General features: G+C 55.7%; 11 protein-coding genes and 4 tRNA genes. All 15 read left to right on the plus strand.

The genetic code is table 11. The features are described from left to right. Positions 1-234: 234 nt before the first annotated feature. A complete protein-coding gene (gene birA, locus ACP7EW_RS25980) occupies positions 235-1194 on the plus strand; it encodes a bifunctional biotin--[acetyl-CoA-carboxylase] ligase/biotin operon repressor BirA (protein ID WP_426220919.1) in 960 nt (319 codons plus the stop codon). Further along, positions 1184-1933: a pantothenate kinase gene (locus ACP7EW_RS25985; RefSeq protein ID WP_426220921.1), complete on the plus strand. Its 750-nt coding sequence runs from the start codon at positions 1184-1186 to the stop codon at positions 1931-1933. The genes birA and ACP7EW_RS25985 overlap by 11 nt, the downstream gene beginning before the upstream one ends. A 7-nt stretch (positions 1934-1940) precedes the next feature. Next, on the plus strand, positions 1941-2387 hold the full coding sequence (locus ACP7EW_RS25990) for a hypothetical protein (RefSeq protein ID WP_426220923.1): 447 nt from the start codon (positions 1941-1943) through the stop codon (positions 2385-2387). Positions 2388-2530: 143 nt separating this feature from the next. Further along, positions 2531-2615: transfer RNA gene (locus tag ACP7EW_RS25995), tRNA-Tyr, on the plus strand. A gap of 24 nt (positions 2616-2639) precedes the next feature. Further along, a tRNA-Gly gene (locus tag ACP7EW_RS26000) sits at positions 2640-2713 on the plus strand. 26 nt (positions 2714-2739) lie between these two features. Beyond that, positions 2740-2815 (plus strand) — tRNA-Thr (locus ACP7EW_RS26005). A 161-nt stretch (positions 2816-2976) separates the two neighbouring features. Further along, a tRNA-Trp gene (locus ACP7EW_RS26010) sits at positions 2977-3052 on the plus strand. Between the two features lie 45 nt (positions 3053-3097). Then, positions 3098-3466 (plus strand): preprotein translocase subunit SecE, encoded by a 369-nt coding sequence (secE, locus tag ACP7EW_RS26015; RefSeq protein ID WP_003194658.1) that lies wholly within the window; start codon positions 3098-3100, stop codon positions 3464-3466. Positions 3467-3475: 9 nt separating this feature from the next. Continuing rightward, positions 3476-4009, plus strand: a complete 534-nt coding sequence (nusG, locus tag ACP7EW_RS26020; RefSeq protein WP_003176436.1) for a transcription termination/antitermination protein NusG — start codon at positions 3476-3478, stop codon at positions 4007-4009. 117 nt (positions 4010-4126) lie between these two features. Beyond that, positions 4127-4558, plus strand: coding sequence for a 50S ribosomal protein L11 (gene rplK / locus ACP7EW_RS26025; RefSeq protein ID WP_003176435.1), 432 nt, complete (start codon positions 4127-4129; stop codon positions 4556-4558). After that, complete coding sequence (gene rplA, locus ACP7EW_RS26030) at positions 4558-5253, plus strand: 50S ribosomal protein L1 (protein WP_033900028.1); 696 nt, start codon at positions 4558-4560, stop codon at positions 5251-5253. Before rplK ends, rplA begins: the two co-directional genes overlap by 1 nt. Positions 5254-5452: 199 nt before the next feature. After that, on the plus strand, positions 5453-5953 hold the full coding sequence (gene rplJ / locus ACP7EW_RS26035; protein WP_016969477.1) for a 50S ribosomal protein L10: 501 nt from the start codon (positions 5453-5455) through the stop codon (positions 5951-5953). 78 nt (positions 5954-6031) lie between these two features. After that, complete coding sequence (gene rplL, locus ACP7EW_RS26040) at positions 6032-6397, plus strand: 50S ribosomal protein L7/L12 (protein WP_003210093.1); 366 nt, start codon at positions 6032-6034, stop codon at positions 6395-6397. A gap of 219 nt (positions 6398-6616) precedes the next feature. Beyond that, positions 6617-10690: a DNA-directed RNA polymerase subunit beta gene (gene rpoB / locus ACP7EW_RS26045; protein WP_019819139.1), complete on the plus strand. Its 4074-nt coding sequence runs from the start codon at positions 6617-6619 to the stop codon at positions 10688-10690. Positions 10691-10754: 64 nt separating this feature from the next. Next, positions 10755-14954: a DNA-directed RNA polymerase subunit beta' gene (gene rpoC / locus ACP7EW_RS26050; protein WP_016977596.1), complete on the plus strand. Its 4200-nt coding sequence runs from the start codon at positions 10755-10757 to the stop codon at positions 14952-14954. Positions 14955-15049: the final 95 nt, after the last annotated feature.

Consider the following 15049-nt stretch of genomic DNA (forward strand, 5'->3'; position numbering starts at 1 on the left):
GCAGTGAAACGATGCATCGCCGATGGTAGTGTGGGGTTTCCCCATGTGAGAGTAGGTCATCGTCAAGATTAAATTCCGAAACCCCATTTGCGAAAGCAGATGGGGTTTTGTTTTGGGCGATCGAAAAACACAAAGGCGGCCATTTCGACGACCTTCAGTGCTAAGGTCCTGCGTTTCTATGCAATGACTCTGCGCATGGCTATTATGCGTGCCTCATTGTGAGGCGATATTTGCATGCTGACGCTGTTAAAACTTCTGAAAGATGGTCGATTCCACTCGGGTGAAGCGCTTGGTGCCGCCCTGGGAGTCAGCCGCAGCGCTGTCTGGAAGCAACTCCAGCATCTGGAAGCAGAGCTCAATCTGCCCCTCCATAAGGTGCGAGGTAAGGGGTATCAGTTGGCGTCACCGTTGGTGTTCTTGACTGCTGAAGATATTGCGTTGAATGCGCCCTCCCTGGCGTGGCCCATTCATATCTCTGACTCCGTTGACTCCACTAATGCCGAAGCCTTGCGCCTTGTTGATGCCGGTTGCGCGGCGCCGCTCCTGGTGCTTGCGGAGCAGCAAACGGCCGGCCGGGGTAGGAGAGGGCGGAAGTGGGTTAGTCCATTCGCACAAAATGTGTATTACAGCCTCGTATTGCGCATCGACTCGGGCCTTCGGCAGTTGGAGGGGCTGAGCTTGGTTGTGGGCTTGGCGGTCATGCAGACCTTGCGCGAGTCGGGTGTGCAGGACGTTAGTCTGAAGTGGCCAAACGACGTTCTGGTAGGGCAGAAGAAAATTGCCGGGATTTTGCTGGAGTTGGTAGGAGACCCTGCGGATATCTGTCACGTTGTCCTTGGAATAGGCATCAACGTGAATATGCAAAGGGCTGACGAGGTGGACCAGCAATGGACTTCGGTACAGCTGCAGACGGGTTCTCCGGTGGATCGTAATACGATGGTGGCGCAGTTGGGGTTCCAGCTGCAACGCTACCTTGAACGGCACCGGGAGGGTGGTTTTGTCGCACTCAAAGATGAGTGGGAGCAGAATCACGCCTGGCAAGGGCGGCCGGTGTCGCTTATCGCGGGTATCAGCCAAGTCGATGGCGTTGTACTGGGTGTAGACCACCAGGGGGCGCTGCGCTTGAGCGTCGATGGTGTTGAGAAAATATACAGTGGCGGTGAGTTAAGCCTGAGGTTGCGTGATGATTCTTGAGCTCGACTGTGGGAATAGCTTTATCAAATGGCGTGTACTGGATGCCGACAGTGCTCACGCCTCTTCGGAAGGGATTGTTGGTTCGGATCTGGCTTTGATTGAAAGCCTCATGGCGCTTCCCGGTTTGTTGCTGACGCGTTGCCGGCTGGTGAGCGTTCGTGCCCTGGAAGAAACAAGCAAGCTGGTTGCGGCCCTGCATGAGGCTTTCGGAGTTGCTGTCTCCTGTGCGGCTCCCGCGCGCGCGATGGCTGGAGTGCGTAACGGCTACGAAGATTTTGAGCGTTTGGGCCTTGATCGTTGGCTGGCAATGCTGGGTGGGTTCAAGTTGGCGCGCGGTGCTTGCCTGGTGCTCGATTTCGGCACGGCAGCCACGGCGGATTTCATCGCAGCGGATGGTGAACACATCGGTGGTTTCATCTGTCCAGGTATGCCACTCATGCGCAATCAGCTGCGAACTCATACACGTAAGATACGGTACGACGATGCCGCCGCTGAAAGGGCGCTGGAGCGTCTCTCTCCAGGTCGTACGACCGTAGAGGCGGTGGAACGAGGTTGTACGCTTATGCTCCGAGGGTTTGTACTCACTCAGTTAGAGCTGGCGCGAAGCTACTGGGGTGATGACTTCACTGTATTCCTTACGGGAGGGGACGCCGATTTGGTGGCAGATGCGGTGCCGCAGGCCCGACTCGTTCCAGATTTGGTTTTTGTCGGTTTGGCGATGGCTTGTCCTTTGTCCTGAGGTGATTATGCGTTGGTTGTTTTTGCTTTTACTTGTTCTCAACGCCTTCTACTACATCTGGCATCAGCAAGAAGCACCGTTGCGCGCCAAAGATGTCACGCCTCTGAGTCTTTACAAGGGGTCGCAACAGGACATTCGCTTGCTCAGTGAGTCGTCTGATGCGGTGACGCGCAGAGATCGTGCAAAAGCATCTGAGGCGCAGAATATGTGTTTGTACATCGGTGGTTTTGCGGACCAGCGGCAGGCGCAGTCAGTTGAGCAGCGCCTCACAAGCCTGGATATAAGGGTCAAGGTCCAATTGCTCAATAGTGCTGAAGCCTCTGGCTATTGGCTGCGCGTAGCCCCTGAAAGCCGACGCCTGGCTGAGGATCTGCCATTTGAAAACCTTGCTAAGGAATTCAATGAGTTAAAACATAAAATAATGTTGTGCGAAGGCGTTGCATCTCTCGAATAGTTTGCATAGAATGGCGCCCGCTTCGCAGTGAAGACCTTTAAGGCCTACAGTGTGAAGCGAAGGTCAACGCAGCTAACCTCATATTTTTAAATGAGAAAATGCTTGACAGAAGGTCGGCGTAATGTAAAATGCCGGCTCGCTTAGGAGGGGTTCCCGAGCGGCCAAAGGGATCAGACTGTAAATCTGACGTCTACGACTTCGAAGGTTCGAATCCTTCCCCCTCCACCATTTTTAGCGTGAGCTGCAAGCTCCGCGGGTATAGTTTAGTGGTAGAACCTCAGCCTTCCAAGCTGATGATGCGGGTTCGATTCCCGCTACCCGCTCCAAGTTTGCAGGTTGTGCAAGGTGTTTTGCTCTTGTAGCTCAGTTGGTAGAGCACACCCTTGGTAAGGGTGAGGTCAGCGGTTCAAATCCGCTCAAGAGCTCCATATAACAAGGCAGATATGAAAATATCTGCCTTTGTTTTAACAGCTGCCTCGGCTTGTTGGTGTTGCGTCTGGCTTTATCGTCGGGTGATTTCAAGTCTAGTGGGGTTGGTTGTTGTAAAGTCTTTTTCAGGCCTGCATAATGGTCGGCCTGATTTTGTTTTAGGTCAGTAGCTCAATTGGCAGAGCGACGGTCTCCAAAACCGTAGGTTGGGGGTTCGATTCCCTCCTGACCTGCCAGATTCACGTGGTGTATCTGGCTTTCTTTTCACAGGATCTTCATAGATGACTCCTAAGGCTGAAGCTCAAAGCTCTCGTTTCGATCTGGTCAAGTGGCTCGCTGTAGTTGCCTTGGTGGTCGTAGGCGTTGTTGGCAATCAGTACTATTCTGCTTCGCCGATCCTGTACCGCGTCCTCGCTTTGCTTGCCCTTGCTGCTGTAGCTGCCTTTGTAGGCCTGCAGACTGCTAAAGGCAAGTCTTTCGCGGTCCTGGTAAAGGAAGCTCGCACCGAAATCCGTAAAGTCGTTTGGCCGACTCGCCAAGAAACCACGCAGACCACGTTGATCGTTGTGGCTGTTGTTCTGGTTATGGCGTTGCTGTTGTGGGGGCTTGATTCCCTGCTCGGCTGGCTTGTTTCCTTGATTGTTGGCTAAGGGTGTCCCGTGGCTAAGCGTTGGTACGTTGTGCATGCTTACTCGGGTTACGAGAAGCATGTTATGCGCTCTTTGCTAGAGCGCGTAAAGCTGGCAGGCATGGAAGATGGCTTCGGCGAAATTCTGGTTCCCACTGAAGAAGTGGTTGAAATGCGGAATGGCCAGAAGCGCAAAAGCGAACGCAAGTTCTTCCCTGGTTATGTGCTGGTTCAGATGGACATGAATGAAGGTACTTGGCACTTGGTCAAGGATACCCCTCGTGTCATGGGTTTCATCGGCGGTACCGCTGATAAGCCTGCTCCTATCACTGACAAAGAAGCAGAAGCGATTCTGCGCCGCGTTGCTGATGGTAGCGACAAGCCTAAGCCGAAGACGTTGTTCGAGCCGGGTGAGGTTGTTCGTGTCACAGATGGTCCGTTTGCTGATTTCAACGGAACTGTCGAAGAAGTTAACTACGAAAAGAGCCGGATCCAAGTGGCAGTGCTCATTTTCGGTCGCTCTACTCCGGTAGAGTTGGAGTTCAGCCAGGTCGAGAAGGTCTAGCTGAGCAAGCATCCCAACCCCGCAGCCTTAGGCTGTGGGGTTTTGTCGTCACTGGGATAAACGCGCAAGTAACCGGGGAGCCTTTCGAGGCGTTTGAACCCGTAATTGGAGTGCCTCATGGCCAAGAAGATTACCGCTTACATCAAGCTGCAAGTGAAGGCCGCTCAGGCCAACCCTAGCCCACCCGTCGGTCCAGCTCTGGGTCAGCACGGCGTGAACATCATGGAATTCTGCAAGGCCTTCAACGCCCGTACTCAGGGTCTTGAGCCAGGTCTGCCGACTCCAGTGATCATCACTGTATACAGCGACCGTAGCTTCACCTTCGAAACCAAGTCGACCCCGGCTTCGGTTCTGTTGAAGAAAGCTGCTGGTCTGACTAGCGGTTCCGCTCGTCCGAACACCGTTAAGGTTGGCACCGTAACTCGTGCTCAGCTGGAAGAAATCGCGAAAACCAAAAACGCGGATCTGACTGCAGCTGATATGGATGCAGCCGTGCGTACCATCGCCGGTTCTGCTCGTAGCATGGGCCTTAACGTGGAGGGTGTGTAATGGCTAAGCTGACCAAGCGTCAAAAGGCTATCGCCGGCAAAATCGAAGCAGGCAAGGCCTACAACTTTGTAGACGCCGCTGCCCTGCTGGCTGAGCTGTCGACTGTCAAGTTCAGCGAGTCCGTAGACGTTGCTGTAAACCTGGGTGTTGACCCACGTAAATCCGACCAGGTCGTTCGTAGCGCAACTGTGCTGCCACACGGTACTGGCAAGACTGTACGTGTAGCTGTCTTCACCCAAGGCCCGGCAGCTGAAGCTGCTCTGGCCGCTGGCGCTGATCGCGTTGGCATGGACGACCTGGCTGCCGAAATGAAAGGCGGCGACCTGAACTATGACGTCGTTATTGCTTCTCCGGATGCAATGCGCGTTGTAGGTCAGTTGGGTCAGATCCTCGGTCCACGTGGTCTGATGCCTAACCCTAAAGTCGGCACCGTAACCCCAGACGTAGCCACCGCGGTTAAAAACGCCAAGGCGGGTCAGGTTCGTTATCGCACCGACAAAAACGGCATCATTCACACTTCCGTTGGCAAAGTCGGCTTCGATGCCGTCAAGCTGAAGGAAAACGTTGAAGCCCTGATCGCTGATCTAAAGCGTATCAAGCCAGCTTCCTCGAAAGGTATCTACGTCAAGCGCGTTACCCTGAGCACCACTATGGGCCCAGGTCTGGTCATCGACCAAGGCTCGCTGGACGTATAAGACACAAGTTGACGCGAGAGATCGCGTCAATTGAAAAAATTGGGGTCCCTGCCTGGCGGGGGCTATCCAAGACCGTAGGCGACGCAAGTCTTAAACCACAAGCCTACGCAGATGGTGCTCCCGGTTCCTTACCGAATCAGACACCAAAACGACATCCGGCTCCGGCCAGATGAAACGGTAACAAGCAGGAGTTAAACCCGTGGCAATTAATCTCGAAGACAAGAAGGCCATCGTCGCTGAAGTCAACGAGGCTGCCAAAGCTGCTCTGTCCGCTGTCGTGGCTGATGCCCGTGGTGTGACAGTAGGCGCTATGACCGGACTCCGTAAAGAGGCTCGTGAAGCTGGCGTGTACGTACGTGTTGTACGTAACACCCTGCTCAAGCGCGCTGTTGCTGACACTGAATACAGTGTCCTCAACGACGTGTTCACCGGCCCGACTCTGATCGCGTTCTCCAAAGAACATCCAGGCGCTGCTGCCCGTTTGTTCAAAGAATTCGCCAAGAGTCAGGATAAGTTCGAGATCAAGGCAGCTGCGTTCGAGGGCAAGTTCCTCGCAGCTAACCAAATCGACGTACTGGCAACACTGCCGACCCGCGACGAAGCCATTTCGCAGCTGATGAGCGTGATTCAAGGCGCTACCAGCAAGCTGGCTCGTACTCTGGCTGCAGTTCGCGAGCAAAAAGAAGCTGCCGCAGCCTAAGGCTGAGCAACTTCTCTCGCGTATTTTTGTTTATTTCGATGGCCGCGTAGGCCGTCCCCCAATTCAGGAAATACAGCAATGTCTATCTCCCAAGACGATATCCTCAACGCCGTAGCTGAAATGTCGGTTCTGCAGGTTGTTGAGCTGATCAAAGCTTTCGAAGAAAAATTCGGCGTTTCCGCTGCCGCTGCTTCCGCTGGCCCAGCTGTTGCTGCTGTTGCTGCTGAAGAGCAAACCGAATTCAACGTCATGCTGCTGGAAGCTGGCGAGAAGAAAGTAAACGTGATCAAGGCAGTACGTGAACTGACCGGTCTGGGCCTGAAAGAAGCCAAGGCTGTAGTTGACGGCGCTCCTGCCCAGGTTCTGGAAGCAGTGTCGAAAGACGCAGCTGACAAAGCCAAAGCAGTACTGGAAGAAGCAGGCGCTAAAGTCGAGCTGAAGTAAGCATCGACCTTGCGTCTCCAGCCCAAGCGTTAAGCTGAAGGCTGATGGCTGGTGGCTCTTGCCACCGGCCTTTTTCCGTTCTTGGCTGTCGACTCGGTCGCCGCCATTAACGCGCTGTAGCCACCCGATGCGGTGGTGCAAACCATGGGGTTTGCAAGATTTTCTGGCTGCTCCCGTCGGGAGGGCCAAACAAGCAGGTGACCAAGCTGGGGAACGCTGATGGCTTACTCATATACTGAGAAAAAACGTATCCGCAAGGACTTTAGCAAGTTGCCGGACGTCATGGATGTCCCGTACCTTCTGGCTATCCAGCTGGATTCGTATCGTGAATTCTTGCAGGCGGGAGCGACCAAAGATCAGTTCCGCGACGTGGGCCTGCATGCGGCCTTCAAATCCGTTTTCCCGATCATCAGCTACTCCGGCAATGCTGCGCTGGAGTACGTCGGTTATCGCCTGGGCGAACCGGCATTTGATGTCAAAGAATGCGTGTTGCGCGGTGTTACTTACGCCGTACCTTTGCGGGTAAAAGTGCGCCTGATCATTTTCGACAAAGAATCGTCGAACAAAGCGATCAAGGACATCAAAGAGCAAGAAGTCTACATGGGCGAAATCCCATTGATGACCGAGAACGGTACCTTCGTTATCAACGGTACCGAGCGTGTGATCGTTTCCCAGCTGCACCGTTCCCCGGGCGTGTTCTTCGACCACGACCGCGGCAAGACGCACAGCTCCGGCAAACTCCTGTACTCCGCGCGGATCATTCCGTACCGCGGTTCGTGGTTGGACTTCGAGTTCGATCCGAAAGACTGCGTGTTCGTGCGTATCGACCGTCGTCGTAAGCTGCCGGCCTCGGTACTGCTGCGCGCGCTCGGTTACACCACTGAGCAAGTGCTGGATGCCTTCTACACCACCAACGTATTCAGCCTGAAGGATGAAACCCTCAAGCTGGAGCTGATCGCTTCGCGTCTGCGTGGTGAAATTGCCGTCCTGGACATCCAGGATGAAAAAGGCAAGGTCATTGTTGAAGCTGGCCGTCGTATCACTGCGCGCCACATCAACCAGATCGAAAAAGCCGGTATCAAAGAGCTGGAAGTGCCTCTGGACTACGTCCTGGGCCGCACGACCGCCAAGGTCATCGTTCACCCGGCTACAGGCGAAATCCTGGCTGAGTGCAACACCGAGCTGAACACCGAGATCCTGGCCAAGATCGCCAAGGCTCAGGTCGTTCGCATCGAGACCCTGTACACCAACGACATCGACTGCGGTCCGTTCATCTCCGACACGCTGAAGATCGACTCCACCAGCAACCAATTGGAAGCGCTGGTCGAGATCTATCGCATGATGCGTCCTGGTGAGCCACCTACCAAAGACGCTGCCGAGACCCTGTTCAACAACCTGTTCTTCAGCCCTGAGCGCTATGACCTGTCTGCGGTCGGCCGGATGAAGTTCAACCGTCGTATCGGTCGTACCGAGATCGAAGGTTCGGGCGTGCTGTGCAAGGAAGACATCGTCGCGGTATTGAAGACCCTGGTCGACATCCGTAACGGCAAAGGCATCGTCGATGACATCGACCACCTGGGTAACCGTCGTGTTCGCTGCGTAGGCGAAATGGCCGAGAACCAGTTCCGCGTTGGCCTGGTACGTGTTGAGCGTGCGGTCAAAGAGCGTCTGTCGATGGCAGAAAGCGAAGGCCTGATGCCGCAAGACCTGATCAACGCCAAGCCAGTGGCTGCGGCGGTGAAAGAGTTCTTCGGTTCCAGCCAGCTTTCCCAGTTCATGGACCAGAACAACCCGCTCTCCGAGATCACCCACAAGCGCCGTGTTTCTGCACTGGGCCCGGGCGGTCTGACCCGTGAGCGTGCTGGCTTTGAGGTTCGTGACGTACACCCGACGCACTACGGTCGTGTTTGCCCGATCGAAACGCCGGAAGGTCCGAACATCGGTCTGATCAACTCCCTGGCCGCTTATGCGCGCACCAACCAGTACGGCTTCCTCGAGAGCCCGTACCGTGTGGTGAAAGACGCTCTGGTCACCGACGAGATCGTGTTCCTGTCCGCCATCGAAGAAGCTGATCACGTGATCGCTCAGGCTTCGGCCACGATGAACGACAAGAAAGTCCTGATCGACGAGCTGGTAGCTGTTCGTCACTTGAACGAGTTCACCGTCAAGGCGCCGGAAGACGTCACCTTGATGGACGTATCGCCGAAGCAGGTAGTTTCGGTTGCTGCGTCGCTGATCCCGTTCCTGGAGCACGATGACGCCAACCGTGCGTTGATGGGTTCCAACATGCAGCGTCAAGCTGTACCGACCCTGCGCGCTGACAAGCCGCTGGTAGGTACCGGCATGGAGCGTAACGTAGCCCGTGACTCCGGCGTTTGCGTCGTGGCTCGTCGTGGTGGCGTGATCGACTCTGTTGACGCCAGCCGTATCGTGGTTCGTGTTGCCGATGACGAAGTAGAAACTGGCGAAGCCGGTGTCGACATCTACAACCTGACCAAATACACCCGCTCGAACCAGAACACCTGCATCAACCAGCGTCCGCTGGTGAGCAAGGGTGATCGCGTTCAGCGCAGCGACATCATGGCCGACGGCCCGTCCACCGACATGGGTGAACTGGCACTGGGTCAGAACATGCGCATCGCGTTCATGGCATGGAACGGCTTCAACTTCGAAGACTCCATCTGCCTGTCCGAGCGTGTTGTTCAAGAAGACCGTTTCACCACGATCCACATTCAGGAACTGACCTGTGTGGCACGTGACACCAAGCTTGGGCCAGAGGAAATCACTGCAGACATCCCGAACGTGGGTGAAGCTGCACTGAACAAACTGGACGAAGCCGGTATCGTTTACGTAGGTGCTGAAGTCGGCGCAGGCGACATTCTGGTCGGTAAGGTCACTCCGAAAGGCGAGACCCAACTGACTCCGGAAGAAAAACTGCTGCGTGCCATCTTCGGCGAAAAAGCCAGCGACGTTAAAGACACTTCCCTGCGCGTGCCGACTGGCACCAAAGGTACTGTCATCGACGTACAGGTCTTCACCCGTGACGGCGTTGAGCGTGATGCTCGTGCACTGTCCATCGAGAAGACCCAGCTCGACGAGATCCGCAAGGACCTGAACGAAGAGTTCCGTATCGTTGAAGGCGCGACCTTCGAACGTCTGCGTTCCGCTCTGGTAGGCCACAAGGCTGAAGGCGGCGCAGGTCTGAAGAAAGGTCAGGACATCACCGACGAAATTCTCGACGGTCTTGAGCACGGTCAGTGGTTCAAACTGCGTATGGCTGAAGATGCTCTGAACGAGCAGCTCGAGAAGGCCCAGGCCTACATCGTTGATCGTCGCCGTCTGCTGGACGACAAGTTTGAAGACAAGAAGCGCAAACTGCAGCAGGGCGATGACCTGGCTCCAGGCGTGCTGAAAATCGTCAAGGTTTACCTGGCAATCCGTCGTCGCATCCAGCCGGGCGACAAGATGGCCGGTCGTCACGGTAACAAAGGTGTGGTCTCCGTGATCATGCCGGTTGAAGACATGCCGCACGATGCCAATGGCACCCCGGTCGACGTCGTCCTCAACCCGTTGGGCGTACCTTCGCGTATGAACGTTGGTCAGATCCTTGAAACCCACTTGGGCCTCGCGGCCAAAGGTCTGGGCGAGAAGATCAACCGTATGATCGAAGAGCAGCGCAAGGTCGCAGACCTGCGTAAGTTCCTGCACGAGATCTACAACGAGATCGGCGGTCGCAACGAAGAGCTGGACACCTTCTCCGACCAGGAAATCCTGGATCTGGCGAAGAACCTGCGCGGCGGCGTTCCAATGGCTACCCCGGTGTTCGACGGTGCCAAGGAAAGCGAAATCAAGGCCATGCTGAAACTGGCAGACCTGCCAGAAAGCGGCCAGATGCAGCTGTTCGACGGTCGTACCGGCAACAAGTTCGAGCGCCCGGTTACTGTTGGCTACATGTACATGCTGAAGCTGAACCACTTGGTAGACGACAAGATGCACGCTCGTTCTACCGGTTCGTACAGCCTCGTTACCCAGCAGCCGCTGGGTGGTAAGGCTCAGTTCGGTGGTCAGCGTTTCGGGGAGATGGAGGTCTGGGCACTGGAAGCATACGGTGCTGCTTACACTCTGCAAGAAATGCTCACAGTGAAGTCGGACGATGTGAACGGTCGGACCAAGATGTACAAAAACATCGTGGACGGCGATCACCGTATGGAGCCGGGCATGCCCGAGTCCTTCAACGTGTTGATCAAAGAAATTCGTTCCCTCGGCATCGATATCGATCTGGAAACCGAATAACACGTGACGCGAATCGAGAGCGGGGCTGTTTAGCCCGCTCTCTGCTCCGCCAGGAGGAAAGGCCTTGAAAGACCTACTGAATTTGCTGAAAAACCAGGGTCAAGTCGAAGAGTTCGACGCCATCCGTATTGGGTTGGCATCGCCTGAGATGATCCGTTCGTGGTCGTTCGGTGAAGTTAAAAAGCCGGAAACCATCAACTACCGTACGTTCAAACCTGAGCGCGACGGCCTGTTCTGCGCCAAGATCTTTGGCCCGGTAAAGGATTACGAGTGCCTGTGCGGTAAGTACAAGCGCTTGAAGCACCGTGGTGTGATCTGCGAGAAGTGCGGCGTTGAAGTTGCACTGGCCAAGGTTCGTCGTGAGCGCATGGCGCACATCGAACTGGCTTCGCCGGTTGCCCACATCTGGTTCCTGAAATCGCTGCCGTCCCGTATCGGCTTGCTGATGGACATGACCCTGCGTGATATCGAACGTGTTCTCTACTTCGAGAGCTATGTCGTTATCGATCCAGGCATGACTACCCTTGAAAAAGGTCAGCTGCTGAACGACGAGCAGTACTTCGAAGCGCTGGAAGAGTTCGGTGACGATTTCGATGCCCGCATGGGTGCCGAAGCTGTCCGCGAACTGCTGCACGCTATCGACCTGGAACACGAGATTGGCCGTCTGCGTGAAGAGATTCCGCAAACCAACTCCGAAACCAAGATCAAGAAGCTGTCCAAGCGTCTGAAGTTGATGGAAGCCTTCCAGGGTTCCGGCAACCTGCCAGAGTGGATGGTGCTGACCGTTCTGCCGGTTCTGCCGCCAGACCTGCGTCCGCTGGTACCGTTGGACGGTGGTCGCTTCGCGACGTCCGACCTCAACGACCTGTACCGTCGCGTGATCAACCGTAACAACCGCTTGAAGCGCCTGCTTGATCTGTCCGCTCCGGACATCATCGTGCGCAACGAAAAGCGTATGTTGCAAGAAGCTGTCGATGCCCTGCTCGACAACGGTCGTCGTGGCCGCGCTATCACCGGTTCGAACAAGCGCCCTCTGAAATCCCTGGCTGACATGATCAAGGGTAAGCAAGGTCGTTTCCGTCAGAACTTGCTCGGTAAGCGTGTTGACTACTCCGGTCGTTCGGTAATTACCGTAGGCCCGACCCTGCGGTTGCACCAGTGCGGTCTGCCTAAGAAGATGGCACTTGAGCTGTTCAAGCCATTCATCTTCGGCAAGCTGGAAATGCGCGGTCTCGCGACCACCATCAAAGCGGCCAAGAAAATGGTCGAGCGCGAACTGCCAGAGGTTTGGGACGTTCTCGCTGAAGTGATCCGCGAACACCCGGTTCTCCTCAACCGTGCACCGACCCTTCACCGTCTGGGTATCCAGGCGTTTGAACCGGTACTGATCGAAGGTAAGGCTATCCAGCTGCACCCTCTGGTCTGTGCTGCGTACAACGCCGACTTCGACGGCGACCAAATGGCCGTGCACGTACCGCTGACACTGGAAGCCCAGTTGGAAGCGCGCGCGTTGATGATGTCGACCAACAACATTCTGTCGCCAGCCAACGGTGAGCCAATCATCGTTCCGTCGCAGGACGTTGTATTGGGTCTGTACTACATGACCCGTGAAGCGATCAACGCCAAGGGCGAAGGTCGTGTGTTCGCTGACCTGCAAGAAGTTGACCGTGTGTTCCGTGCCGGCGAAGCCGCACTGCACGCCAAGGTCAAGGTGCGGATCAACGAAACCGTCAACGACCGTGATGGCGGCAGCGTGAGCGGCACCCGTATTGTCGACACTACTGTCGGCCGTGCGCTGCTGTATCAAGTTGTGCCAAAAGGTCTGTCGTACGACGTCGTCAACCTGCCGATGAAGAAAAAGGCGATCTCCAAGCTGATCAACCAGTGCTACCGCGTGGTTGGTTTGAAAGAGACCGTGATCTTCGCTGACCAGTTGATGTACACCGGCTTTGCTTATTCGACCATCTCCGGCGTTTCCATCGGTGTTAACGACTTCGTTATCCCTGATGAAAAAGCCCGCATCATCAATGCTGCTACTGATGAAGTGAAAGAGATCGAAAGCCAGTACGCCTCCGGCCTGGTAACCCAGGGCGAGAAGTACAACAAAGTGATCGACCTTTGGTCGAAGGCGAACGACGAAGTTTCCAAGGCGATGATGGCCAACCTCTCGAAAGAGAAGGTTATCGACCGTCACGGCGTGGAAGTCGATCAAGAGTCCTTCAACTCGATGTACATGATGGCCGACTCGGGCGCACGGGGTTCTGCTGCGCAGATCCGTCAGCTCGCCGGTATGCGTGGCCTGATGGCCAAGCCGGACGGCTCCATCATCGAAACGCCGATTACTGCGAACTTCCGTGAAGGTTTGAGCGTACTTCAGTACTTCATCTCGACTCACGGTGCTCGTAAAGGTCTTGCGGATACCGCGTTGAAAACCGCTAACTCCGGTTACCTGACGCGTCGTCTGGTAGACGTTGCACAAGATCTGGTTGTAACCGAGATCGATTGCGGTACCGAGCACGGCCTGCTGATGACGCCGCACATTGAAGGCGGTGACGTTGTAGAGCCACTGGGTGAGCGCGTATTGGGTCGTGTTATTGCCCGTGACGTATTCAAGCCAGGCACCGAGGAAGTTATTGTTCCTGCTGGTACGCTGGTAGATGAGAAGTGGGTCGAGTTCATCGAACTCAACAGCATCGACGAAGTGATCGTTCGCTCGCCGATCAGCTGCGAAACCCGCTACGGCATTTGCGCCAAGTGCTACGGCCGTGACTTGGCTCGTGGTCACCAGGTGAACATCGGTGAAGCGGTCGGCGTTATCGCTGCCCAGTCCATCGGTGAGCCGGGTACCCAGCTGACCATGCGTACGTTCCACATCGGTGGTGCGGCAAGCCGGACCTCCGCAGCTGACAGCGTTCAGGTGAAGAATGGCGGTACTGTCCGTCTGCACAACCTGAAACACGTTGAGCGAGTGGATGGCCACCTGGTTGCTGTGTCCCGTTCCGGTGAGCTGGCAATCGCTGATGACTACGGTCGTGAGCGCGAGCGTTACAAGCTGCCGTACGGTGCTGTGATTTCGGTTAAAGAAGGTGACAAGGTCGACGCTGGCGCAATCGTGGCCAAGTGGGATCCGCACACTCACCCAATCGTTACCGAAATGAAAGGTACCGTGACCTACGTGGGCATGGAAGAAGGCATCACGATCAAGCGTCAGACTGACGAATTGACCGGTATGACCAACATTGAAGTACTCGACGCGAAAGATCGTCCAGCTGCCGGTAAAGACATCCGTCCTGCCGTGAAGATGGTCGATGACAACGGCAAGGACTTGTTGCTGCCAGGCACTGACGTAATCGCTCAGTACTTCCTGCCAGCCAACGCCCTGGTCGGTGTAGCGGATGGTGCGAAGATCGCGATCGGTGATGTTATCGCGCGTATCCCGCAAGAAACTTCGAAGACCCGTGACATCACCGGTGGTCTGCCGCGTGTTGCCGACTTGTTCGAAGCTCGTCGTCCGAAAGAAGCGTCGATTCTGGCTGAAGTCAGCGGCACCATCGCGTTCGGTAAAGAGACCAAGGGCAAGCGCCGTCTGGTCATTACCCCGAACGACGGTACCGATCCGTACGAAGAGCTGATTCCGAAGTGGCGTCACCTGAACGTCTTCGAAGGCGAACAGGTAAACCGCGGCGAAGTTATCTCCGACGGCCCGAGCGATCCACACGACATCCTGCGTCTGCTGGGTGTGAGTGCGCTGGCCAAGTACATCGTTAACGAGATCCAGGACGTTTACCGCCTGCAAGGCGTGAAGATCAACGATAAGCACATCGAGACCATCCTGCGTCAGATGCTGCGTAAAGTTGAAATCGCTGAATCCGGCGATTCCAGTTTCATCAAGGGCGACCAGATGGAACTGACTCACGTACTGGTAGAGAACGAGCGTCTGGGCGCGGAAGACAAGTTTGTCTCCAAGTTCACCCGCGTGCTGCTGGGTATCACCAAGGCGTCGTTGTCCACTGAGTCGTTCATCTCGGCGGCCTCCTTCCAGGAGACCACTCGCGTACTGACCGAAGCAGCGGTAACCGGCAAGCGCGATTACCTGCGCGGCCTGAAAGAAAACGTGGTTGTGGGTCGTCTGATCCCAGCCGGTACCGGTTTGGCTTACCACAGCGAGCGTAAGCGTCGCCGTGATGCTGACAAGCCGCTGCGCGTAAGCGCCAGTGAAGTGGAAGCTGCACTGACCGAAGCGCTGAACTCTAGCGGTAACTGAGTTCTGCACTAGATAAGTCTGGGCCCCGGCAGCCCCATTCGTCGGATCGAGGCTTTTTTGCCCCGGTTCGGTGAGTGGGGATGTCGGGGCCTTGC

The sequence above is a fragment of the Pseudomonas sp. DWRC2-2 genome (assembly GCF_049897885.1).
Classification (GTDB): domain Bacteria; phylum Pseudomonadota; class Gammaproteobacteria; order Pseudomonadales; family Pseudomonadaceae; genus Aquipseudomonas; species Aquipseudomonas azotoformans_A.